The 22685-nt window shown below is 67.5% G+C and carries 22 protein-coding genes; 13 read left to right on the top strand and 9 right to left on the bottom strand.

Features of this window, described 5'->3' with window-relative positions:
* Positions 1–185 precede the first annotated feature (185 nt).
* The 3 genes from wzm to glfT1 all read left to right on the top strand — a co-directional run bounded on the left by wzm (position 186) and on the right by glfT1 (position 2819).
* Positions 186–1019, top strand: coding sequence for a galactan export ABC transporter permease subunit Wzm/RfbD (gene wzm / locus JK358_RS03290; protein ID WP_372440593.1), 834 nt, complete (start codon positions 186–188; stop codon positions 1017–1019).
* A 73-nt stretch (positions 1020–1092) separates the two neighbouring features.
* Complete coding sequence (wzt, locus tag JK358_RS03285; RefSeq protein ID WP_201943337.1) at positions 1093–1902, top strand: galactan export ABC transporter ATP-binding subunit Wzt/RfbE; 810 nt, start codon at positions 1093–1095, stop codon at positions 1900–1902.
* Positions 1899–2819 (top strand): galactofuranosyltransferase GlfT1, encoded by a 921-nt coding sequence (glfT1, locus tag JK358_RS03280; protein WP_201943334.1) that lies wholly within the window; start codon positions 1899–1901, stop codon positions 2817–2819. Before wzt ends, glfT1 begins: the two co-directional genes overlap by 4 nt.
* 13 nt (positions 2820–2832) lie before the next feature.
* On the opposite strand, the gene JK358_RS03275 is transcribed toward glfT1, so the two are convergent.
* Both JK358_RS03275 and JK358_RS03270 read right to left on the bottom strand, forming a co-directional pair.
* Complete coding sequence (locus tag JK358_RS03275; RefSeq protein WP_307817265.1) at positions 2833–3789, bottom strand: NAD(P)H-dependent flavin oxidoreductase; 957 nt, start codon at positions 3787–3789, stop codon at positions 2833–2835.
* Positions 3790–3854: 65 nt separating this feature from the next.
* Positions 3855–5831 (bottom strand): CocE/NonD family hydrolase, encoded by a 1977-nt coding sequence (locus JK358_RS03270; RefSeq protein WP_201943332.1) that lies wholly within the window; start codon positions 5829–5831, stop codon positions 3855–3857.
* Positions 5832–5939: 108 nt separating this feature from the next.
* On the opposite strand from JK358_RS03270, the gene JK358_RS03265 reads away from it, so the two are divergent.
* From JK358_RS03265 to JK358_RS03245, 5 genes are all read left to right on the top strand, one after another.
* Positions 5940–6569: a TetR/AcrR family transcriptional regulator gene (locus JK358_RS03265; RefSeq protein WP_201943330.1), complete on the top strand. Its 630-nt coding sequence runs from the start codon at positions 5940–5942 to the stop codon at positions 6567–6569.
* Positions 6570–6803: 234 nt separating this feature from the next.
* Positions 6804–7910: a ribosome small subunit-dependent GTPase A gene (gene rsgA, locus JK358_RS03260; protein WP_201943328.1), complete on the top strand. Its 1107-nt coding sequence runs from the start codon at positions 6804–6806 to the stop codon at positions 7908–7910.
* Positions 7907–8077, top strand: coding sequence for a hypothetical protein (locus JK358_RS03255; protein ID WP_201943326.1), 171 nt, complete (start codon positions 7907–7909; stop codon positions 8075–8077). Before rsgA ends, JK358_RS03255 begins: the two co-directional genes overlap by 4 nt.
* A gap of 22 nt (positions 8078–8099) precedes the next feature.
* Positions 8100–9461 (top strand): sensor histidine kinase, encoded by a 1362-nt coding sequence (locus JK358_RS03250; RefSeq protein WP_201943324.1) that lies wholly within the window; start codon positions 8100–8102, stop codon positions 9459–9461.
* Complete coding sequence (locus tag JK358_RS03245; protein WP_201943322.1) at positions 9449–10093, top strand: response regulator; 645 nt, start codon at positions 9449–9451, stop codon at positions 10091–10093. The genes JK358_RS03250 and JK358_RS03245 overlap by 13 nt, the downstream gene beginning before the upstream one ends.
* A gap of 19 nt (positions 10094–10112) precedes the next feature.
* On the opposite strand, the gene JK358_RS03240 is transcribed toward JK358_RS03245, so the two are convergent.
* Entirely contained in the window at positions 10113–11630 is a 1518-nt protein-coding gene (locus JK358_RS03240; protein ID WP_307817263.1) for an alpha/beta fold hydrolase, read from the bottom strand.
* A 74-nt stretch (positions 11631–11704) separates the two neighbouring features.
* The gene (locus JK358_RS03235; RefSeq protein WP_201943317.1) at positions 11705–12886 is read right to left on the bottom strand and encodes a serine hydrolase domain-containing protein; all 1182 of its coding nucleotides are present in this window, start codon (positions 12884–12886) and stop codon (positions 11705–11707) included.
* Positions 12887–13154: 268 nt separating this feature from the next.
* On the opposite strand from JK358_RS03235, the gene JK358_RS03230 reads away from it, so the two are divergent.
* Both JK358_RS03230 and JK358_RS03225 read left to right on the top strand, forming a co-directional pair.
* Positions 13155–14003 carry an SDR family oxidoreductase gene (locus JK358_RS03230; protein ID WP_201943315.1) on the top strand — a complete coding sequence of 283 codons (849 nt, stop codon included), beginning with the start codon at positions 13155–13157 and terminating at the stop codon, positions 14001–14003.
* Positions 14004–14098: 95 nt separating this feature from the next.
* Complete coding sequence (locus JK358_RS03225) at positions 14099–14521, top strand: hypothetical protein (RefSeq protein ID WP_201943313.1); 423 nt, start codon at positions 14099–14101, stop codon at positions 14519–14521.
* On the opposite strand, the gene JK358_RS03220 is transcribed toward JK358_RS03225, so the two are convergent.
* Together JK358_RS03220 and JK358_RS03215 are read right to left on the bottom strand one after the other, a co-directional pair.
* A complete protein-coding gene (locus tag JK358_RS03220; protein ID WP_201943311.1) occupies positions 14475–14978 on the bottom strand; it encodes a hypothetical protein in 504 nt (167 codons plus the stop codon). The two genes, JK358_RS03225 and JK358_RS03220, sit on opposite strands and share 47 nt — an antisense overlap.
* Entirely contained in the window at positions 14975–15418 is a 444-nt protein-coding gene (locus tag JK358_RS03215; RefSeq protein ID WP_201943309.1) for a hypothetical protein, read from the bottom strand. The genes JK358_RS03220 and JK358_RS03215 overlap by 4 nt, the downstream gene beginning before the upstream one ends.
* A gap of 21 nt (positions 15419–15439) precedes the next feature.
* Between JK358_RS03215 and JK358_RS03210 the strand changes: the two genes are divergently transcribed.
* Positions 15440–16036, top strand: coding sequence for a TetR/AcrR family transcriptional regulator (locus JK358_RS03210; protein ID WP_201943307.1), 597 nt, complete (start codon positions 15440–15442; stop codon positions 16034–16036).
* Between the two features lie 50 nt (positions 16037–16086).
* Here the strand turns inward: JK358_RS03210 and JK358_RS03205 are convergent, their stop codons facing one another.
* Both JK358_RS03205 and JK358_RS03200 read right to left on the bottom strand, forming a co-directional pair.
* Positions 16087–18000: a glycosyltransferase gene (locus JK358_RS03205; RefSeq protein WP_201943305.1), complete on the bottom strand. Its 1914-nt coding sequence runs from the start codon at positions 17998–18000 to the stop codon at positions 16087–16089.
* Positions 18001–18245: 245 nt separating this feature from the next.
* Entirely contained in the window at positions 18246–18701 is a 456-nt protein-coding gene (locus JK358_RS03200; RefSeq protein ID WP_201943303.1) for a GtrA family protein, read from the bottom strand.
* A 119-nt stretch (positions 18702–18820) separates the two neighbouring features.
* Here JK358_RS03200 and JK358_RS03195 point away from each other — a divergent pair, with 119 nt between their 5' ends.
* Both JK358_RS03195 and JK358_RS03190 read left to right on the top strand, forming a co-directional pair.
* Positions 18821–19795, top strand: coding sequence for a glycosyltransferase (locus JK358_RS03195; RefSeq protein ID WP_201943301.1), 975 nt, complete (start codon positions 18821–18823; stop codon positions 19793–19795).
* Positions 19796–19830: 35 nt separating this feature from the next.
* Positions 19831–21444: a DUF2142 domain-containing protein gene (locus JK358_RS03190; RefSeq protein ID WP_307817261.1), complete on the top strand. Its 1614-nt coding sequence runs from the start codon at positions 19831–19833 to the stop codon at positions 21442–21444.
* A gap of 33 nt (positions 21445–21477) precedes the next feature.
* Here JK358_RS03190 and rfbB read toward each other — a convergent pair whose 3' ends face one another.
* On the bottom strand, positions 21478–22482 hold the full coding sequence (gene rfbB / locus JK358_RS03185; RefSeq protein WP_201943297.1) for a dTDP-glucose 4,6-dehydratase: 1005 nt from the start codon (positions 22480–22482) through the stop codon (positions 21478–21480).
* Positions 22483–22685 lie beyond the last annotated feature (203 nt).

Here is a 22685-nt window from a genome sequence, read left to right as displayed (position 1 = left end):
CGCTTCTGGACTGAGCGGAGCGGGGGAGCGAAGCGGAGGAGCGGAGGGAGGGAAGAAGCGGGTAACAGGGTCGCGAACCCGCCGGAGCGCAGCGGAGGCAAATTAGAATCAGCTAGGGTCGGGTCGTGCCTGCTGCTGCCCCCTCCGACTCGGCCACGGCCGAAGTGCGACCGGCTGACTCACCGGTGCCACTAGTGTCGGACTCCCAGACTTTCGGTCGTGCCTGGAAAGATTTCCGCGACGGGTTCGGCCAGCGTGAGCTGTGGCTTTCGCTGGGCTGGCAGGACATCAAGCAGCGCTACCGGCGCTCGGTTCTCGGACCGTTCTGGATCACCATCGCCACCGGATTGCAGGCGGCGGCGATGGGCATCCTCTACGCCACCCTGCTCGACCAGCCGCTGACCGAATACCTCCCGTACGTGACGGTCGGCCTGATCGTCTGGGGCGTGATCTCGGCGAGCATCCTCGAGGGCTCGGACGTGTTCATCGCCAACGAGGGCCTCATCAAACAGCTTCCGTCGGCACTCAGCGTGCATGTGTACCGGCTGGTGTGGCGGCAGTTCCTGTTCTTCCTGCACAACATGGCGATCTACCTGGTCATGCTGGTGGGCTTCGCGGTGTGGAAGAACCTGAGCCTGACGGTGCTGCTGGCGATTCCGGGCATGCTGCTGCTGTTCCTCAACGCCATGTGGGTGTCGATCGCGTTCGGCATCTTCAGCACCCGGTACCGCGATCTCGCGCCGATTCTCAGCAGCACGACGCTCATGCTGTTCGTGCTGACGCCCGTCATGTGGAGCACCAAGGCGCTGCACGATCAGGGCGGTCAGGTGAGCGAGCGCGCCAGGCTGGTGGAGCTGGTGCCGACCTACCACTACCTGGAGATCGTGCGCGCGCCGCTGCTGGGCGACCCGATCGAGATCCGCAGCTGGGTGATCGTGCTGGGCATCACGGTCGTCGGCTGGGTGGTGGCGATCCTGGCCATGAAGCAGTTCCGTTCCCGCGTCCCCTACTGGGTGTGAAGGTCGAATGAGCACAGCATCGCAGAGCGATCCCGTGAGGGGTGGCGGTCGGGGCTCGGGTGGGCCCGAGCATGTGAGTATCGAAACTCAGGACGCGTGGGTCGAATTCCCCATTTTCGACGCCAAATCGCGGTCCCTGAAGAAGGCGTTCCTCGGCAAGGCCGGTGGCGCGATCGGGCGCAATCAGTCCGATGTGGTGGTCGTCGAGGCGTTGCGCGAGATCAACCTGTCGCTGAAGGAGGGCGACCGGATCGGTCTGGTCGGCCACAACGGCGCGGGCAAATCCACGCTGCTGCGGCTGCTTTCGGGCATCTACGAACCGACTCGCGGCAGCGCGCGCATTCGCGGCCGGGTCGCGCCGGTGTTCGATCTCGGCGTCGGCATGGATCCGGAGATCTCCGGCTACGACAACATCATCATTCGCGGCCTGTTCCTCGGGCAGACCCGCAAACAGATGCTCGCCAAAATCGACGAGATCGCCGAATTCACCGAACTCGGCGAATATCTCGCTATGCCGCTGCGCACCTACTCCACCGGTATGCGCGTGCGGCTCGCCATGGGTGTGGTGACTTCCATCGACCCCGAAATCCTGCTCCTGGACGAGGGTATCGGCGCGGTCGACGCGGAATTCATGAAAAAGGCACGGATTCGTTTGCAGGAATTGGTGTCTCGATCGGGCATTCTGGTGTTCGCCAGCCACTCCAACGAATTCCTCGCACAGCTCTGCGATTCCGCCCTGTGGATCGACCACGGCCGGGTGCGCATGCACGGCGGCATCGAGGAAGTCGTGCGAGCCTACGAGGGCCCGGAGGCGGGTGATCACGTGGCGCAGGTGCTGCGGGATCTGGAACGCGAGAAGCAACCGGAACGGAATCCCGCATGACAGAAGGCACTCCGCACTACGGTGACGACGCGCGCATCGTCGCGATCGTCGTCACCCATAAACGCCGGGAGCTGCTGGCCGAATCGCTGAAGGTGCTGGCGACCCAGACGCGGCCGATCAGTCACCTGATCGTGGTGGACAACGGCAACGAGCCGGAGGTGGGCGAGCTGGTCAAGCAGCAGCCCATGGAGACCACCTACCTGGGCTCCGAGCACAATCTCGGCGGTGCGGGCGGTTTCGCGCTCGGCATGCTGCACGCGCTCACCATGGGTGCGGACTGGGTCTGGCTGGCCGACGACGACGGCCGCCCCGAAGGCCCCGAAGTGCTTGCGACACTGTTCGATTGCGCCAAGCGGCATCAGCTGGTCGAGGTGTCCCCGGTGGTCGCCGATATCGACGACCCGGACCGGCTGGCCTTCCCGCTGCGCCGCGGCGTGGTGTGGCGGCGACTGCGCTCCGAACTCGGCGACGAGGACTTCCTGCCCGGCATCGCCTCGCTGTTCAACGGCGCGCTGGTGTCCGCGGAGGCCGTGGACGTCATCGGCGTGCCGGACCTGCGGCTGTTCGTGCGCGGCGACGAGGTGGAGGTGCACCGCCGCCTGGTGCGCTCCGGCCTGCCGTTCGGCACCTGCCTGCAGACGGCGTACCTGCACCCCAACGGGTCCGAGGAGTTCAAGCCGATCCTGGGCGGGCGCATGCACACCCAGTACCCGGACGACCCGGTGAAGCGCTACTTCACCTACCGCAACCGCGGCTACCTCATGTCGCAGCCGGGCATGCGAAAGCTGTTGCCGCAGGAGCTGGCTCGGTTCGGCTGGTTCTTCCTACTACAACAGAAGGATCCGGCCGGCTTCATCGAATGGCTGCGGCTGCAGCGGCTGGGCCGCCGCGAACAGTTCCACAAGCCGCAGGGCTGACGCGCCGTAGCGCCTAGCGGCAGCGCGCTCGGACGCGCTGCCCGGTGTCGGTCGCGGCGTACTCACGGTGGATGTCCGCGACCACCTCCGCGACATCGGACAACCCCGCGATGCCCGAGACCGAATGTCCGGCGCTGCCGATTTCCGCCCAGCTCAACCGTTTTCCGTCGGCTGCGAACGGACGCTGGGGGTCGGCCCGCACCGCCTCCGGGTCCAGCCCGGCCGCGCGCAGTGACGCGCCGAGCAGATTGGTCGGCAGGCCGGTGAGCCCCGAGGTGAGGACCACATCGTCCAGGTCGGCGTCGACGACCATCCGTTTGTGCGCCGGGTCGGCCATGCTCTCCGTGGTCGCGAGGAACCGGGTGCCCATGTAGACCAGGTCCGCGCCGAGCATGAGCGCCGCGCGCGCCGCGACGCCGTCGGCGATGCCACCGGCGAGAACCAATGGCCCGTCGAAGAATTCACGCACCGCGCGCACGAAGGCGAACGGATTCGCCCAGCCGGTCTGACCGCCCGCCCCCGCCGTGAGCAGGATCAGACCGTCCACACCCGCCTCGACCGCACGGTGGGCGTGGCGCACCGACGCGATATCGGCGAACACCAGTGCGCCCGCCTCGTGCAGCGGCTCCAGCACCGAACGCGGGGAACCCACCGAGGTGATCACCAGGGGCGGCCGGTACGCGCACAACATGTCCAGATCTGCGGACAGTCGCGGATTTCCCGGGTGCACAATCAGATTCGGTGCGTAGGGCGTCTGGACCTCGGTGTCGCGCAGACACGAGGTGATGGATGCCAGCCAGGCTCCCAGCTCCTCGGTGCTGCGGGCATTCGCGGTGGGGAACGCGCCGATCACCCCGGCGCGGCACGCCGCCAGCACCAGATCCGGCCCGGAGACCCGCAGCATCGGCGCGGCGATCACCGGCACGGTCAGGCTTCTCGTAATCGCCTGGAATACCTTCGATCTCGCCACTTCCCCGCCCTGCGATCGGTCCGGGGCCGGAGCGGACTCCGCTGCATTCGCGCCCATCAGGGGTGTCACCATCCCGGCGCTCCCAACAGGCCGATCGTCACGAAGCTCGCCGCGGCCGGATCCAGGTGCAGATGCTGTGGCCGGCGGCCGCTGTCCACCAGCATCGGCATCATCGGAATGGCGCGCGGGAAATTGCCCGCGTACACGTTCACCCGCAGCCGGTGCCCCGGCCGCAGGTGCGCGCTGATCGCCGGAATCGGAATGTCCAGCGCCACAGCGGTTCCCGGCTCCACCGGCAGGCGGTCGGCCACGGCCAGCGGATACACCGGTTCGAGGAAGTCGCCATTGGGCAGTCTGGTGCTGTGCAGTTCGTCCTTGGCGCGCAGGGAGGTGACCAACTGCCCCGAGCCCAGCACCGTGGAGTAGCCGTCCGGGCTCACATCATTGACCGTGACGGCCCAGAAGCCGTCGATCGCGTCGTGAATCGCGGTGAGATGCACGGTGATCGGGCCGTTGACCGTCGTCGGCGCGGTCACGGGCGCACTGGTGAAGCTCAGCCCGCCGGTCTCCTGCCGCGCGGCGTCCGGCCTGCTGCCGAAGAAGGCCGAGAAGAGGCCGATGGTGGTGAGCGAGGTGTCGCGGGAACGGATTCCGGCGATACCCGGCGCGACGGTCAGCCGGGTCACCGCCGGGTCCGCCTCCGTGGTCAGGGAACCGTCGTACACGCTGCCGGGAGCCGTGCCGCCGGTTGCGGCGCTCAGGTACAGGCGGCGGTATTTCGTGCCGTGCTCGGGTAGCGCGGTGGAGCGAATCCACTCGCCGCCCATCTGATGCGCTGTGACCGGGCCGAACTCGTCGATGCCGTTGTCGATTCCCTTGAGCCACCTGTCGAACCACGCCCGCTGCAGCACGTCCAGACGCGGCGGTTCACCCGGCCGACCGAGGTCGTGGCCCATATTGAGGTGATCGCCGAATCCCATGAGCAGCTGTTTGCGTCCGGGCGGGAGGCGGAGGGCGTTGTAGGCCTTGACCTGTGCGGACACGAAGATGTCGTGCCACGCGCCGAAGACGAAGGTGGGCACCTCGATACTGCTCACGTCGACGCGCAGGCCCTGCCGCACCGGGCTCTGCGGGTCGAGGAAGGCCAGCGCCTCCGGTCCGAGCCGGTCCAGTCGCGTTGCGGTGAGCCAGTTTCCGAGCGCGCCCAGGTAGCTGAACGGGGCGCTGCGCCGGTCGCGCAGCCACTGCCGGTCGAATCCGCCGCGCCGCAACGGTTTCGAGGGCGGGAGCAGCTTGCTCAGGTTGACGACGCTCATCCACACGGGGGTGAACAGCAGGCCGAGTCCCCCGCCCGGCGCGATGCCGTCGAGCATGCCGTCGGTGGGTGCGACGCCGGGGAAGATCGCCTTGAGCGCCGGGGGCCGGTGCGCGGCGGCCTGGAACTGGTTGATGCCCGAGTAGGAGACGCCGTTCATGCCGATATCGCCGGTGGACCACGGCTGCGCGGTCACCCAGTCGAAGACCTCGAGGGTGTCGCGCTGTTCGCGAGCGCCGAACAGCTGGTAGACGCCCTGGGAGTGGCCGGTACCGCGCACGTCCACGACCACCTGCGTATAGCCGCTCCGGATCAGCTGCCGGTCGATCGAGATATTGCGGGGGTAGCCGCCGGCGAGCGTCCGCACGGAGTCGGCGAGGCCGGGCAGCCTGCGGGATCCCGCGAAGTCCCGGGATCGTTCGGTCAGCGCCGCCGACAGCCCGGGGACGGACAGTGCTTTGTCCATGACGTTCCACGCCAGCTTGGTGTAGGGCGTGAGGTTCACGATCGTGGGCGTCGGCTCGGCGACAGCCTGGCCGGACGGGTAGGCGGGGCGGTAGACGTCCGCGCGCAGGACGACGCCGTCGCTCATGGTGATGGGCACGTCCCGCTCGATGTGTACGCGCGGATACCGTTGCGGCCCATCGTGGGTGGCGGTCCAGGCCGCGCCCGCCGCGCCGCCGTCGACGCCGGCCGGGAGGGGTTGGGTCAGCAGGTGGTCGTTCATCGACAGCCACTCCTTTGTGGGTCGCCACACTTTCCAGTCACTTGCCTTGTAAGTGAGTTATTGCGAAGTTACAGGTCACTCGTCTTGTTTGTCTATAGTCGAGGTGCCATGCCGAATCCGACCACCGTCACGCGCACCCGCCGCACCCAGCAGGAGCGGCGCGAAAGCACGCGGAAAGCCTTGATCGAGGCCGCGCTCCAGGTCATCAAGCAGGAGGGGTACGCGGCGGCGAGCACCCGGCGGGTGGCAGCGGCGGCCGGCGTCTCACTGGGCGCGATGAACTACCACTTCGCCACCCGGCACGACATGGTCGCGGCCGCCTTCGATGACGTATTCCAGCGCACCACAGTCGAATTCGAGGCCGAGATCACGCGTCTGCGGGACGCGGGCGAAGACCGGATCGGCGGCTTCCTCGACTCCTTCTGGGAGATCTGGCGCAGCGATCTGTTCACGGTGTGGGCGCAGCTGTGGGTCGCGGCCACCGGCGACCCCGAACTGTACGACGTGCTCAGTCCGGTGGAGCAGCGGCTCACCGAGGCCATGCGATCCATCATGGTCGGGCTCGCCCCCGCCGATCTGCCGCCGAAGCTCTGGCTGCGCCGGGTCTCGCTGGCCACCGACGCCATGCGCGGGCTCGCGCTGCTCCAGCATTTCGAACCCACCGCCGGCGTCCGTCGCCGGGACCGCTGGCCCGACACCCGAGCCGAACTGATCGAGCTGCTCAGCCGCCGGAATTAAATAGGTTGCGCCGGTCCCGGCCGAGCTGACAAGGTAGGGCGGTCCGGTTGGCTCACGGCTGCTTCGGTGGCTGTTCAGGAGATATGAGGAGGTGGAGACGTGATGAAGAACCTGCGGATTGTCGTGCCCGGGCGAGTCTTCGCCGCACGTCCGGTGTTTGAAATCGGCACCGCCACCTCGAATTTCCTGCGCTGAGCCCCATGACGGGCTCGGCCCGTCAAAGGACTCTCCATCATGTCTCTGGTCGATTTCGACCTGCTCGCCCCATACGGCTGGAACTCGGCTGTAGCGGCGGATTTTCTTCCCCTGCTTGGTGATTCGCATATTCCTGCTCGCGTGATCCGGATGGATCGCAGCGAATGCGATGTCGCCGCGCCACTGCCGACGGCCGACTATCAGAGTCGGCTGTCGGCGGCGGTTGTCCGCGCCCGATGCCCGCGCTCGGATTCCGAGATCAGCGGGCTCACCACCGGGGATTGGGTAGCGATCGACAGCAACCGCACCGTCGTGCGACTGCTGCCGAGGCGGACCGCCATCGTGCGGGCCGCGGTCTCCGGGCACTCCGATGCCAAGGCGAAATCCGCGAATCAGGTGCTGGCGGCCAATGTGGACGTCGTACTCGTGTGCACGGCCGGAGACGGCGACGTGGACCTCGGGCGGATCGAGCGCATGCTCGCCCTCGCCTGGGAATCCGGGGCGCAGCCGGTGGTGGTGCTCACCAAAGCCGATCTCGCACCGGATCTTTCGCTCGACCACGTGCGGGCGGTCGCCCCCGGCGCGGCGGTCGTGGCGGTCAGCGCGTCCAGCGGATACGGGATGGACGTGCTGGAGTCCCTGCTCGACGGGACGGTCGCGCTGATCGGGCCGTCGGGCGCGGGCAAGTCCACCCTCGCCAACGCCCTGCTCGGCTCGGATGTGTTCGCCACCAACGCCGTTCGCGAGGGCGACAAGCGCGGCAGGCACACCACCGTGCACCGGGAACTGCGGCCGCTGCCGGGCGGCGGGACGCTCATCGACACCCCAGGACTGCGGTCCATCGGGCTGTGGGAGGCGACCGAGGGCATCGAACGCACCTTCAGCGATATCGAATCCCTTGCCGCGCACTGCCGTTTCGGCGACTGCTCGCACGACACCGAACCCGGGTGCGCGGTGCGCGAGGCCATCGAGACGGGGGCGCTCCCCCAGCGTCGCCTGGACAGCTACCGCAAGCTGCACCGGGAGAACGAGTGGATGGCCGCCCGCACCGACAACCGGCTGCGCGCCGAGCGCTCCAAGGTGTGGCGCGACATCTCCAAGAACCAGAAGCGCATGTATCGCGAGCGAGGAGCACGCGGACGATGAACGATTCGACATACCGCCACGACAACAACCAGACGCACTACTGGGTCAGCACTCGGACCCTGCTGTCGACAGCACTAGGCCGCGTCTTCGCGCCCGTGGACCTGAGTCCGCAGGCCGGAATCGACGGCACACTAATGTCGGTGTGGTGCAACCGGCTGAACCGCTGATCACGAGCCCCGGACCCGCCGCATGAATATTCTGCGGTGGGTCTGGAGCCGTATGCGGCAACTACCGGCGGCGATCGCGTATCTGGTGGTCGGCGGATTGACCGGGGCACTCGCCCTGTCGGCCACCGTGGTGCTCTTCCTCGTCGGGACGCTCAGCCTGGGGATAGTGGGGATTCCCGCGATCCCGGAGGCCATCCGATTGACCCGGTTCGTACCAGCGCTGGAACGACGGCGCGCCTCCGCCCGGCTGGGCGAGCCGATACGGGTGGTCTACCAGCCGATCACCGGCGGACTCCGGCAGCGGCTGACGACCGCGCTCGGGGACTCCGCGAATCTGCGCGATATGGGGTGGACGATCGTGCACGGCTTCCTCGGGCCCGTGCTCGCGCTGTGGGCGGTCGCCTTGCCGCTCAGCACGTTCATGCAGCTGTTCGGCTCGCTGTTCTGGCAGCACCTGCCGCCGGGCGCGGTCAGCAACTACGGCTTCACCGTCGACTCGTGGACGATGGCCCGGCTCAGCGCCCTCATCGCGATTCCGCTGGCCATGCTCACCCTGCAGCTGCCGGTGATCGCACGCTGGCAGGCACTCACGGCGAAATCCCTGCTCGGCCCCACCGAAGGCGCACTCGCGGTCCGGGTGGCCGAACTGACCGCGACCCGCGCCGCCGCCCTGGACGCGCACGGGGCCGAACTGCGTCGCATCGAACGGGATCTGCACGACGGCGCACAGGCCCGCATCGCCGCGGTGATCATGCAGCTCGGGCTTGCCGACCAACTGCGCGAACGAGATCCGGACGCTGCCGCGAACCTGGTGCGCAAAGCCCAGGACACCGCCGAATCGGCCCTGGCGGAACTCCGGGACGTGGTGCGCAGCGTCTACCCGCCGATCCTCGCCGACCGGGGACTGACCAGCGCGATATCCGCCCTGGCCGCCCGCTGCCCCATTCCGTGCGTACTGCACATCGACGGGATCGAACACTCCCGCCACCCCGGCGCGCTCCTTGACCGGGATCCACAGTTGGAGGAGGTGGATTCCGGCCAGAAGCATGCCGGAATGGCGGGGACGGGGCATGCCGGAATGACGGGGGGACTGACGCGAAGACCTGCGGCAGTGGAGGCGGCGGCGTATTTCGTGATCGCGGAGGCGATTACGAACGCGACCAAACATGCTGGGGCCGGACATCTCTCGATCAGCGTCGGCGGGCCGCCCGAGCTGCTGATCATCGAGGTGCGCGATGACGGGCGCGGGGCGGCGCGGGAGGTCGAGGGCGGCGGGCTCGCGGGGATCCGGCGGCGAGCCGAGGCACTGGACGGGAGCATGGTGCTCACCAGTCCGGCCGGTGGCCCTACTGTGGTGCGGGTGGAGCTGCCGTGCGGGTTGTGATTGCCGAGGACGACGCCCTGCTGCGCGAAGGGCTGGTGCTGCTGCTGGAGACCTCGGGGATCGAGGTGATCGCGGCGGTCGACAATGCGGACGACTTCCTGCGGGTGGTCACCGCCGATCGGCCCGATGCCGTGGTGACGGATGTGCGGATGCCGCCGACCAATACCGATGACGGGCTGCGAGCAGCCGTGCGGGCGCGGCAGATCCATCCGGGTTTGCCGGTGCTGGTGCTGTCCTCCTGGGTGGAGGAGAACTATGCCACCGAACTGCTCGGGGACGGTGCGGGCGGCGTCGGATATCTGCTCAAGGAGCGGGTCGGGAAGGTGGATCGATTCCTGGATTCGCTGAAACGGGTCGCAGACGGCGGAACCGCCATGGATCCCGAGGTGATCTCACAGCTGCTGGTGCGGCGCAAAGCCGACGACCCGCTCGCGGCATTGACCGCACGCGAGCGGGAGGTGCTGGCGCTCATGGCCGAGGGGCTCGGCAATGCGACCATCGCCGAGCGCCTCGTGGTGTCCGAAGGTGCTGTGCTGAAACATATTCGGAGCATTTTCGCCAAGCTGGGGCTGCACGCGGACGAGGCGGGGCACCGCCGGGTACTGGCGGTGCTCGCCTATCTCAATGCCTGATCGGCCGGCCGCTGCCTGATCAGTCGGCCTGGCAGGTCATATCGGCCGCGGGCAGGACGCCGGTGCGCAGGTAGTCGTTGACGGCGGCGTAGGTGCAGGTGTTCGGGTAGCGGCCGAAAATGTAGTGGATGGCCACGTTTTCGAGCGTCACCAGTCGAGAAGCGCTGAGCGCCCGGTGCATTCCCTCCGCGTTCGCGTAGGTGGTGCGGGTGTCGCCGGTGGACTGCACGATCAGCGTCGGCACCGAATTGTCCACCACCGTGGCATCTTCCAGCGGCGGAGCCCAGAAGGCGCACGGCGTGATGTTGTTGGCGAACGCGCCGAACACCGGCTGCGCGGCGCGAGCGGCCTCGATATTGCGCCAGTACCAGGTGGGGTCGCGCTCCACCGCGCGGTCACCGCACATGACGGCGAACTGCCCGGAATTGTCGGCGGGTTCCGAGCGCAGGATGAACTTCAGATCCTTGACCAGCTGCGGATCCGGTTGCACCGCTTTGCCTTCCGCCGCGTCGGCGAGCGTGCGCATGTTCGCGGCGACGGGGCCGTAGTTGCGCGGGTCGTCGATGCCGGTGAACATGATCATCGGCACCCAGTGGTCGTCCACCGCGAGGCCCTCGATGACGATGGGCTGCTCGGCCGCGCGGCGGACCAGGCCGAGGATGCTGTCCCGCACCTGATCGCGGGTGGTGCCGAAGTGGTATTCGGAATCGCGCGCGGCGGTCCAGTCGGCCCAGCTGCCGAAGACGGCCTCGTTCGCCGGACCCATGTCCTGCACCATCTGCACCGCACCGTAGCGGGCCGGGTCGACGGCGCTGTCCAGCACGATGCGGTCACTGCGCTCGGGGAACATCTGGGTGTAGACCGAGCCCAGGTAGGTGCCGTAGGAGGTGCCGAAGAAGCTGATCCGCTGCTCGCCCAGCACCGCCCGGATGAGGTCCATGTCGCGGGCGGTGTTCCGGGTGCTGATGTGCCGCAACCGGTCTCCCTCGGTGTTCGCGCAGCGCAGTGCCAGATCGGCTTGGCGGGTGACGGATTCGGCGTAGCTCGCGGCATCCACGCCGGCGGACTGGAGGCCGAAGCCCTCCGGCCACTCGCAGTTGATCGGGGCGGAGCGGCCGATGCCGCGCGGGTCCATGCCGATGAGGTCGTACTGCGCGCGGACATCCGGAGTCATGGCCGCGCCGAAGGTGAGCGGGAAGTCCAGGCCCGCGCCGCCGGGACCGCCCGGATTGGAGAGCATGATGCCGTGCCGCTTGCCCGGATCCGGGGAGGGGTAGCGGGAGATGGCCACGGTCATGGTGCGGCCGCCCGGGTCGGAGTAGTCCAGCGGGACGGTGACATCGGCGCACTGCGCACCCGCCTTGTCGATCTCCTCGACGTCACAGGCCTTCCAGGTCAGCTGCTGGGAGGTGAAGCGGCTCAGATCCGGAGCCGCCGAACGGTCGGCGTCGGCGATCGGGAGCGGCGTCAGGGCCAGTAGTCCGGCAATGGATCCTGCGGCGATCACGGTCGCCGCCAGCGCTTTTCCGGCGCGCACGGGTAGTCCTCTCATTCGCGGGGCACGGTTCTCGCACCCCGCCGGGTGGGTTCGGGCGGGAATGGCTACGGCGGTCAGCCGCAGATGGCGGCGTCGAACGCCTTGGCCTCGAGTGCGTCGGTGGCCTGGTCGACGGGGAGCTGGTTCACGGTGAGGACGACGGCGGTGCCGTCGGTCAGCACGCCGGTTCGGGTGCCGAAGCCGGGGATGCTGCCGCCGTGACCCCACACCTCCTTGCCGCAGCTGACGTTGTGGCGGATGAGGCCGAGGCCGTAGCCGGATTCGGGCATGCGGTCGAAGGGGACCGTCTGCTTCATCTGCTCCAGCAGGGCCGGGGGCAGCAGCTTTCCGGTGAGCAGGGCGGTGAAGAAGCGGTTCAGGTCCGACGGGGTGGCGATCATGGCTCCAGCCGCGCCCGCCCAGCTCACATTGGATTCGGTGAAATCGGTTCGCTTACCGTCGATCTGCTGATATCCGGCCGGGTGCGGGCCGCGGATCCCGGTGTCATCGGCCGCCGGGAAGTAGGTGTCGCGCAGGTGGAGCGGCTCGAGGATGCGGGTGGTGATCTCCTCGGTCAGCGGACGTCCGGTGACCTTCTCGATCAGCATGCCGAGCAGGATGTAGTTGGTGTTGGTGTACACCGCGCGAGCGCCGGGCTCGTACTGCGGCGGCATCCGCATGGCGATGGCGACGAGTTCCTCGGGGGTGTAGGTCCGGCGGCGTATTTCGTCGCTCAGCACCTCCAACTGCGGAGTGCCGGTGGCGGCGCGCAGCTCCGGGCTGCCGCCGGCCAGATATTCGGGCAGCCCGGTGGTGTGCTGGAGCAGCTGGCGCACCGTGATGCGATTGCCGTCGTTGCCGTTGCCGCGCACCACATTCGGCAGATAGCGCTCGACGGGGGCGTCCAGCTCGACCTTGCCCTCGGCGACGAGCTGCAGCAGCACCGTGGACACGTAGGTCTTGGTATTGCTGCCGATGCGGACGTGCGAGTTGTCGGTGATGGGCGCGCCGGTGGCCAGATCGCCCGCGCCGGCGCTCACGGTGCGGTGCCCGCCCGGTCCGTCGACGGTGACCTGGGCACCCGGAAAGCCGTTCTGCACCAGGTCGTTCAACGCCTTCATGAGTGCGGGTGACGCGGGCGCGGTGGTCGGCTCGGACCCGGTGTCGCCGGTTCCGCATGCCGTGGCGGCCAGGATGGCGACGATGCCGAGCCCGCTCAACGCTGTGCGGACGCCGTACCGCCGGAAGCTGGTCATGTTAGCCGTTCCTCCTGTTCAGGCCGGGTTTCTCCGGCTCCTACGAGCCTAGGAATCCGAAGGCCGCGCGCCCATGCCGCACGCACCCGAATCGTGGGTGGTGGCAGCCGACGCCGGACGGTAGCGCCAGCACTACCCCTTATGAAACTAGTTGCATATCTGGCACGACACGCCTAATGTCCGGTTAGGAGGGTTTTCACCCCGCGCATCGGCACACGCGCGGATGATCGGAACCGGGGTGGAAGCACGGAGAACAGGAGCTGAACCGATGACGGAAGCACTGAAGCCTCTCGCCGGGCGGACCATGATCATGTCGGGTGGCAGTCGCGGAATCGGATTGGAGATCGCCCGGCGGGCGGCCGCCGACGGCGCGAACATCACGCTGATCGCGAAAACCGATGTGCCGCATCCGAAGTTGCCGGGCACCATTCACACGGCGGCCGCGGAACTGGAGCAGGCCGGAGGCTCGGTACTCAAGATCGTCGGCGATATCCGCGACGACGAGGCCGTGGCCGGCGCGGTGCGGCAGACCATCGAACGGTTCGGTGGTATCGACATGGTGGTCAACAACGCCTCGGCGATCGACCTGTCCCCCACCGAACTGCTGCCGATGAAGAAGTACGACCTCATGCAGGACATCAACTGCCGCGGCAGTTTCCTGCTGTCCAAGCTCAGCATCCCGTCGCTCAAGGAATCGGCGGAGGCCGGGCGCAATCCGCACATCCTCACGCTGTCGCCGCCGCTGAACCTGGATCCGAAATGGGCGGGCGCGTCCCTGGGCTACACCATCGCCAAGTACGGAATGTCGCTCACCACACTGGGTTTGGCCGAGGAGCTACGCAAGTACGGGATCGGCGTGAACTCGCTGTGGCCGCGCACCACCATCGCCACCGCGGCGGTGGAGAACCTGCTCGGCGGCAAGGAGATGATCTCCACCTCGCGCACCCCGGACATCTACGCCGATGCCGCCTACCTGGTGCTGACCTCACCCGCCAAGGACAACACCGGCAATTTCTTCATCGACGACGAGGTGCTCGCGGCTCAGGGCATCACGGATCTGGACAAGTATCGGGTGACCCCGGGCGACGGTCCGCTCACCACCGACCTCTTCCTGTGACCCGAAATGCATTCTGCGCGAACGCAGTCGCGTAGCGGACTCTCCTCGATTACCGATATGTCCGTTCAGAAGCTGATCGAGGAGAGTTCATTCGCATGGTGCAGAAGCGTTTCACCGCCGGATTCGGCCTCGCCGCCCTGTTCGCGGTCACGGCCGCGATCACCGCACCGCAGGCCGCCGCGCAGGAACTCGCGCCGGGCGTCTCGTGCGTCGAGAAGACCTGCGTGAACGACACCGACGACCGCTACCGGGTGACCTCCAAGGTGCTGTGCTCCGGACTCGCGGGGCTGCCCGTCACGATAGAGGCGACAACCGATGTGCCCGCCCGCGGCACGGCCGAGGTGACGGTGGGCTGCCCGGCCCATTACGAGCCGCCCACCTGGGAGCAGAAGCCGCCGCGACTGGGCCGCGACGGCACCTTCGAATACGAACCGCCCACCTTGAAACCCGGCGAAACCCACTTCCGCTACGTCACCCGCATCGATCACGAGAGCGCTCAGCCAATTCCTTCAAGTTGAGCAGCTGTTTGCGCATCATGACGAAGTCGCCGACAGCCAGCGGGACGGCGACGAGGCGGGAACCCGCGAAGCAGACGCGGCAGTGCAGGCGGGTGCCCGGCCCGATCGGATCGGGGCGGGTCGCGTAGGTGACCGCGATCTGATCGGTGAGCAGGGTGAGCTGGACGCCGGGGGTGAAGTTCACCAGATCGAACAGGCGCATGAAGCGCTGTCCCACCGCGAGATTCGCGAGTTCGGGGTCGCGGGTGCGGGGGCGGCGGCGCAGTGGGGTGTCGAGGAGCTCGTAGCTGTAGGAGGCCACGCGCAGCTGGCACAGCCAGGCGAAGACGGTCGCCGGCGGGGCATCCACCGAGACCACGCGGTCGCAGACCGTGAGGCGGCCGGAAAGCTCACTGTCACACGGCAGTTCGGCGAGCAGTTCCTCGGGGCGCGCGCCCCAGACCTGGCCGGGGATCATGATCGCCGCTCCATCGCGGCGGCCTTCTCGGCCTGAGAGGCCATGCGGCGCAACATTTCCCGGACGATGACGCGATGGCCGCCGGAACCGACGACCAGAGCCCGGTAGACGCGGCCGTGGATGCCGGGGAACGCGCCGTAGCTGTCGATGGTCAGGCGGGTGTGCGTGCTGTCGGCCTCGTCGAGGGTGAAGACGATGCCGTAGCGGGAGAACCAGTGCTCACCCTTGGCGGCGAGTCTCTTCGGCGGGTCGGCTTCCTCCAGGACGAATCCCTGCGGCATGACAAGCCATTCAGAGGCCCGAGACCAATCCTGTTGGATAGACGAGCTGGCATGATCATCCGGGCGCTTGCAGACCGCTCGCAGCAGGGCGGCCCATGTCTGCGCACGGTCGGCGGCGACTATTCTGGAATGCTGATCGATATAGGGCAAACGCTCCATATAGAAGGACTGTACTAGTTCATGGCACCTCCCCGGAAGCACGACACCGACGTGATCCTCGACGCAACGCGCGCACTGGTCCTCGAGGAAGGACCCAGGGCGGCCAGCGTCGCGGCCATCGCGGCGGCCAGCGGCGCACCCGTCGGCACGCTGTACCACCGCTTCGGCAACCGCAACGGCGTGCTGACCGCGGCGTGGATCCGCGCGCTGGAACGGTTTCAGGCCCTGGTGCTCGAAGCGGCCGAGATCGAGGATCCGATCGAAGCGGCCGTGGGTATGAGCGCGGCCTCGATCACCTTCGGCCGCCGCTACCCGGAGGACGCGAAGCTGATGCTGAATCTGCGGGTCTCCGACATGCTCGACGGCGCGCCCGACACCGAGTTCCGGGAACGGCTCGCGGGGATGAACGCACCGCTCATCGCACAGGTGCAGCGGGTGGCGCTGGCGGTCTACGGATCCGACGGGGCACGGGAAACCGAGGCGGTCGCGCGCGCGGTGGTGGATCTGCCGTACGCGACGCTGCGCAGGCACGCGCACACCGGCGAACTGCCGGAGTGGCTGGACGCGGATCTGGTCGCCGCGACGCGGGCGCTGCTGGCGACACCGCTGGACGCATGAAAAGCGCCGCCCCGGAATCGTATTCCGGGACGGCGTGATTCTGCCTGCGGCTAGTTCTGCTCGCTGTTGTTCTTGTCGATGCCGTAGAGGCGTTCCCAGTTCTCGCGGCTGGTGAGTTCGGGGACGGCGGCCCGCCAGCGCTGCTGCAGCGCGGGCAGGTCCTTGCGGAGCTGCTTGAGCACCTTGTAGGCGCGGCGCAGCAGGCGGCGGGCGGTTTCCTTGTCCCGCTTGCGAACTCGCACGCCCGACTGGGAGGCGTCGGTGACCACCACGTGGTCGAAGAGCGCGATGTGCCACCAGTGCGCGTCCTCGCGGGTGATACCGACGACGCCCGGGATGGTGCGGCCGGTCCACTGGGTGATGGCGCGCTTGATGAGGATCAGCAGCGGGCGGCTGGGTTCACCGCCGGCCCGGCGCAAGTGGATGTGCGCGTTGGGAACCGGGGAGGTGGCGGCCGGATGCTTGATGGTCTCCGGGTAGTCGTTGCGGGAACCGCGTGCCTTGGCCAGCGCCTCGATTCCGCCGTCGCGCAGGGCTTCCGGGCCGCGCAGGAAGTCCTCGATGCCCTGCAGCGTGGTGTGCGCGAGCCCGTACTGCATGCCGACCAGGTACTCGCTGATCTCTCGGAAGAGCTGGCGGGTAACGGCTTTCGGATCCAGATCGGTGTGCAGGGAGGACACGATCAACGAGTTGCGCGAGGAGAAGTACCGCGCCCAGTCGTCGAAGTCCTTCCAGTAGAAGTCGGCGTGCCACACCGCGGCGTTCGGCAGCGTGACCGTCACGAAGCCGTTCTCGCGGGCGCGCAGGCCGTATTCCACGTCGTCCCACTGGAAGAAGATGGGCACAGGCAGCCCGATCTTCTTGACCACCTCGGCCGGGATGAGGCAGGTCCACCAGGCGTTGTAACCGGCGTCGACGCGCCGCTCCTGGTTCTTCTTGAGCATGCTGGTGTTGCGCAGCGCCTTCGAAACCTTCTGGCCGTGGCGCAGTTTCGCGAGGTTCGTCTCCTCCGCCCCGACGTTCAGGTAGTCGGGGTTGAACAGGAACAGCATCTGCGCGCCGACCAGGGTCGGTTCGACGGTCATGTTGGCGAAGGCGTTCAACCGCAGCACGGTTTCCGGCTCGCACAGGATGTCGTCGTCCATGAGGATGACGTCGGCGTGCTCGTTGGCCGCGGACACCTCGTACAGGCCGCGCGTGAAGCCGCCCGCGCCACCGAGATTCGGCTGCCGGATGTAGCGCAGCTTGTCCCCGAACTTCGGCGCGGTCTCGCCGAACAGCGGCCGGTCCTGCACCAGATCGGTGCCCTGATCCACCACGTACACGGCGTCGATCGCGTTCAGCACGGTCGGGTCGGAGGCCAGCGCCGCCACCGTGTTCGCGCAGTCCTCGGCCCGGTTGAAAGTGCAGATGGCGATGGCGACCGGGCGCACGTGATCGGGCGCGGGCGCGGACCATTCGAGATCGCTGATGGTGACATCGCCACCGACAGCGTCGAATTCGAGCCACAGCGCGCCGCCGTCGATGAACATGTCCAGCTTGGCGCGCAGGACCACGCGGCCGGTCTCGCGCACCTGCACGGTGTCGGCCACGCGCCGATGCCCGGCGATATCGGAGGCGGCCAGCTTGACCTTCACCTTGCCGGTGACCTCGAGGGTCATGGCCACCTCGACCTCGGTGACATGCGTCCAGCGCTGCCAGTAGCTGGCGGCGAAGCGGCCGAAGTAGGTGTTGGTATGGGCGTGCGCGCCCTTGTCGAGCTGCAGTGTGAAGCGTTCCCGATGGGATTTGCCCTTCACGACCGCGTACAGCTCGGGGCTGATCCGCGGCGCGGGCCCGGTGAAGACGCCACGGGCCAGGACCAGCCGCTCGGGCGCGACATGGTCGGCGCGCAACGTCGCGGGGGCCCCGGCGGCCTGCCGGTCATTGATTTCGGTCACGGCTTGTCCAGCCGACGCATCCATGAATCCCTCGACATCCTTTGATCACAACAGACACCGGCACATCCGACGTGGACGCACACCCACAATCACGCTCGGCCCGGGCGAGAATATCAGCGCTCAATGGCCTCCGCTGCGGTCCGGGCCGTCAAGTTCGCGGCCCGCCTCGATTCTGGACTGACGGAGCGGGGGAGCGAAGCGGAGGAGCGGAGGAGGGAAGAATCGGGGTAACAGGGCCGCGAACCCGCCCGGAGCGAAGCGCAGGGCAATTAAGCACGGAACACGAATTTGCCGTAGGCCCAGAATCGGAACACCATTGCTACCGCCTGGCCCACGAAGACGCCGGAGATGTTGTCCGCCAACGGACTGTCCAGTCCGAGTACGTAGCGGGAGAATCCTAGGCAGCTCAATTGCAGGCCGATGGCCATCAGATTGATCACCGCGTAGACCGCAATTCCGCGGCCGCTACCGGAGTCGTCGTGGTCGTTGTAGGTCCACCACTTGTTGCCGAAATAGGTGACCACGGTGGCGGCCGCGATCGATATGGCCTTGGCCGGCACCGGGTGCTCGGCCAGCGGGCCGTGCCCGCCCCAGAACACCAGCGCGTTGTAGACGCCCATGTCGACGCCGAGTCCGATCAGCCCCACGACCAGGAACGCGCCGCCCTTGCGCAGCAGACCGCGGACCTTGTCGATCAGGGAAGTTCCCGAACTCGGTTCGGTCATCGTGGACTCACTCGCAGACACATCGGCCGACGGTACCGGACTGGGTGCGCAAACATCCCGGGTGAACGGGTACCCTCCCCGTGTTCGTTATTCGACCTTCCGATCAGAGGATTGACCGGGTGGACTCCACCGAGCTCCGTATTGCCGCCATTGTGCCGTGCCATAACGAAGAGGCCGCGGTGGCGAAGGTTGTCACCGACCTCAAGGCCGCCGTGCCGGGAATCGTCGTCTATGTGTACGACAACCGGAGCACCGACGCGACCGCCGAGCGGGCGCGCGAGGCCGGCGCGATCGTGCGTACCGAATACCGCAAGGGCAAGGGCAATGTGGTGCGCCGGGCCTTCGCGGATATCGAGGCCGATATCTATCTGATGATCGACGGCGACGACACCTATGACGCCGCCGCCGCGCCGCTCATGATCGACACCCTGCTCGCCGGACCGTACGACCACGTACTGGGCGTGCGCCGCGAGATCGAGGGCGAGTCGGCGTACCGGGCCGGGCACGAGACCGGCAACAAGGTGCTCAACGGTGTGGTCGGCAAGGTGTTCGGCGAGAACGTCGAGGACATGCTCTCCGGCTACCGCGTGTTCTCGCGGCGGTTCGTGAAGAGCTTCCCGGCGGTGTCGCGTGAATTCGAGATCGAGACCGAACTGACCGTGCACTCGCAGCATCTGCGGGTGCCGCAGACAGCGGTACCGGTCGGATTCCGGGATCGGCCCGCGGGCAGCGAGTCCAAGCTGCGGACCTACCACGACGGGTTCAAGATCCTGAACCTGATCGTCGGCCTGGCCCGGCACGAGCGGCCGGTGGCGTTCTACGGCCTGTTCGGCACGCTGCTGTGGCTGATCTCGGTCGTGCTCATCACGCCGATAGTGATCGAGTTCTATCGGATCCACGAGGTGCCGCGGTTCCCGACGCTGTTCCTGGGCTTCACGCTCATGCTGCTGGGCAGCCTGGCCTGGACGGCCGGACTGATCCTGGACGGTATCCGCCGCTCCCGGCACGAGGCCGCGCGGCTCATCTACCTGCGGTACTCGGCGGTCGGCGCGAACGAATCGGCGATCGAAGCGGCGAACGGGTCGCGTCGATGACGGTTCGGGACGAACGTCCAGCAGAATCGGACATCGTGGTCACCGAAGCGAGCGAGAACGACAGCACCGAGACGACGAGCCTCACCAAGGCCGCCTCGAACGGCGCGGCCGACGCCACCGTGGCGGCGCCGGCGAAGATCGCCCCGGCCGCACCGACGGCGAAGGCGACCGGACTGCGCGGCGCGGTCATCCGCATCGAACGGCGATTCGGTTCCGCCGCACTGGTTTTCCTGCTGCTGGCCGGTGTCTTCGGGGCCGTGTTCTCGGTGGTGACGCCGCCGTTCTGGGGCCACGACGAGATCACCCAGTTCGGGCGGGCCTACCAGGTCGCGCACGGCGGATTCACCCCCGAGAAGATCCCGGACGATCGCGGCCCGGCCTGGGGCGGCTACCTGCCCGCCAGTATCGACGCGCTCATGACGCACGCGTTCGACGACTACAACAACAACACCGACGAACCGGATCCGATGGTCGCCGATCGCGCTGCCTACGACCGGCTCGGCGCGGCCGCGGTGACCGGTGAGCCGAAGAAGGTGTGGTTCACCAATACCGCCGCCTACTCCCCCGTCCCGTATCTGCCGCAGGCGGCGGGCCTGCGGATCGCGGAGGCCCTCGACCTGAGCGTCGGCGGCACGGTGCTGGCCGCCCGCTGGGCCGGACTGCTCGCCTACCTGGCCATCGTGGGCTTCGCGGTGCGGATCCTGCGCGGGCACCGCATCCAGTGGCTGGCGCTGACCGTCGCGGTGCTGCCGATCGCGGTCTTCCAGGCGGGCACCGTCACCGCGGACACCGTCACGAACGCACTGGCCCTGCTGGTGTCGGCGGTCATGGTGAAGGCGCTGTTCCTCGGGCAGCGGCTCACCAAACCGGAAACCGTTGCGGCGCTGGCGGCCACCGTGCTGCTGCCGGTGTGCAAACCGACCTACGTCCTGCTCGCCATGCTGACCGTGCTGATCCCCGCGCAACGCTTCGGCTTCGGCAGTGCCGAGAAGCCCGCGGTCTGGCAGCGGGTACTGCCGTGGCTGTGCGCACTGATCGGCGGCGTGTCCTTCGCCCTGTGGATGCGCATCGCCGCCCCGACCGGTGACGGCATGAGCCTCATGCGCCCGCAGAACCAGTGGGGCAGTGTGCGTCCCGGCGATCAGCTGAAGGAGATCCTCGGCGATCCGATCCAGTTCCTGAGCACCTTCGGCGACAGCATCGCCCGCCGTGACCAGCGCTGGTTCACCCAGTACTTCGGCGAATTGGGCTTCGCCTACATCGACGTCCCCGCCATCACCATCCTGGCGAGCCTGCTGGCCTTCGCCCTGAGCATCGGCATCGCCGACCGCTTCGGCGCGCGCGGCGCGAACACGCTGCGCACGACCCTGGTGGGCCTGACCATCCTGGCCAGCGTCGCCATGATCTACGTGACCCTGTACATGTCCTTCACGCCCGTCGGCTACTTCATCATCGACGGCGTCCAGGGCCGCTACTTCGTCCCGTTGACCCTGCTGGCACTGGCGGTGATCCTGCGCTGGATGCCGTTGCGGCTCACCGACGCCCGCGGCCGCACCCCCTCCCGCGGCCCGGCCCTGGTCATCATCGGGGCCACCGGAGTCGCACTGCTCGCGGCGGTCATCAAGTACTGCACCATCGTCTGGGGCTGACCCGCGGGGTCGGTTCCGCCTGGGGAGTTCGCGTCAGAGCACCTTTTCGCCGGCGGCGGCGTAGGCGTTCTCGGTGGCGGATTTCTGGGGGCGCCACCAGGATTCGTTGTCGCGGTACCAATCGATGGTGGCGTCCAGGCCCTTGCGGAAGTCGCGGTATTCGGGTTCCCAGCCGAGTTCGGTGCGGAGCAGGGTGGAGTCGATGGCGTAGCGGAGGTCGTGGCCGGGGCGGTCGGTGACGTGGTCGAAGTCGGCGGGGTTGCGGTCGAAGGCTTCGAGGATGAGCTGCACCACGGACTTGTTGTCGCGTTCGCCGTCGGCGCCGATGAGGTAGGTCTGGCCGATTCGGCCGCGCTGCAGGATTTCCCAGACGGCGGTGTTGTGGTCGTCGACGTGAATCCAGTCGCGGACCTGATGGCCGGCGCCGTAGAGACGCGGGCGGACACCGTCGATGAGATTGGTGATCTGGCGTGGGATGAATTTCTCCACATGCTGATACGGGCCATAGTTGTTGCTGCAGTTGGAGAGTGTGGCCTGCACGCCGAAGGAACGCACCCAGGCCCGCACCAGCATGTCGCTGGACGCCTTACTGGCGGAATAGGGGCTGGACGGGTTGTAGGGCGTGTTCTCGCTGAATGCGGCGGGATCGTCGAGTTCCAGATCGCCGTACACCTCGTCGGTGGAGATGTGGTGGTATCGCACCTGATGCTTGCGCACCGCCTGGAGCAGCGAATAGGTGCCGACGATATTGGTCTGGACGAACGGCCACGGGTCGGCGAGCGAATTGTCGTTGTGTGATTCGGCGGCGAAATGCACGACCGCGTCCACCCCGCCGACGAGCCGGTCCACCAGCGCGTTGTCGGCGATGTCGCCGTGCACGAACTCGATGTCACCCGCGATGGGATCGAGGGATGCCCGATTCCCGGCGTAAGTGAGTTTGTCCAGAACGGTGACGTGTACGCCGGGACGACGCGTCACGGTCTGGTGAACGAAGTTCGCGCCGATGAAGCCGGCGCCGCCGGTTACGAGCAGTCGCACACCCGAAACACTACGTCGCCGGGCGGAGCGGGCCGCGCACGGGCCGCTTCGTTAACCGCATTACACCGCAGCCCGCGCTCTCGTGAGCGGATTCGGACACGGGGTGGAAACAATATTTCGTCGCGGAAACACACGATCCTTCCAAAATGTCGCAATTTCTCGGTGAGCCTGCGACTTTCACGACCGGCCCATTGCGAATTATC

The organism is Nocardia acididurans (genome assembly GCF_016741815.1).
GTDB lineage: Bacteria > Actinomycetota > Actinomycetes > Mycobacteriales > Mycobacteriaceae > Nocardia > Nocardia acididurans.
The sequence above is the reverse complement of the archived record's forward strand: the minus strand, read 5'-3'. Positions and strand labels throughout refer to the sequence as shown.

Coding starts and splice junctions, on each gene's coding strand:
- JK358_RS03210 (WP_201943307.1), top strand. CDS start 15,440: ATGGCACCTCCCCGGAAGCACGACACCGACGTGATCCTCGACGCAACG.
- JK358_RS03205 (WP_201943305.1), bottom strand. CDS start 18,000: ATGGATGCGTCGGCTGGACAAGCCGTGACCGAAATCAATGACCGGCAG.
- JK358_RS03265 (WP_201943330.1), top strand. CDS start 5,940: ATGCCGAATCCGACCACCGTCACGCGCACCCGCCGCACCCAGCAGGAG.
- JK358_RS03230 (WP_201943315.1), top strand. CDS start 13,155: ATGACGGAAGCACTGAAGCCTCTCGCCGGGCGGACCATGATCATGTCG.
- JK358_RS03215 (WP_201943309.1), bottom strand. CDS start 15,418: ATGGAGCGTTTGCCCTATATCGATCAGCATTCCAGAATAGTCGCCGCC.
- JK358_RS03235 (WP_201943317.1), bottom strand. CDS start 12,886: ATGACCAGCTTCCGGCGGTACGGCGTCCGCACAGCGTTGAGCGGGCTC.
- JK358_RS03225 (WP_201943313.1), top strand. CDS start 14,099: ATGGTGCAGAAGCGTTTCACCGCCGGATTCGGCCTCGCCGCCCTGTTC.
- rsgA (WP_201943328.1), top strand. CDS start 6,804: ATGTCTCTGGTCGATTTCGACCTGCTCGCCCCATACGGCTGGAACTCG.
- JK358_RS03220 (WP_201943311.1), bottom strand. CDS start 14,978: ATGATCCCCGGCCAGGTCTGGGGCGCGCGCCCCGAGGAACTGCTCGCC.
- glfT1 (WP_201943334.1), top strand. CDS start 1,899: ATGACAGAAGGCACTCCGCACTACGGTGACGACGCGCGCATCGTCGCG.
- JK358_RS03250 (WP_201943324.1), top strand. CDS start 8,100: ATGAATATTCTGCGGTGGGTCTGGAGCCGTATGCGGCAACTACCGGCG.
- JK358_RS03270 (WP_201943332.1), bottom strand. CDS start 5,831: ATGAACGACCACCTGCTGACCCAACCCCTCCCGGCCGGCGTCGACGGC.
- JK358_RS03200 (WP_201943303.1), bottom strand. CDS start 18,701: ATGACCGAACCGAGTTCGGGAACTTCCCTGATCGACAAGGTCCGCGGT.
- JK358_RS03255 (WP_201943326.1), top strand. CDS start 7,907: ATGAACGATTCGACATACCGCCACGACAACAACCAGACGCACTACTGG.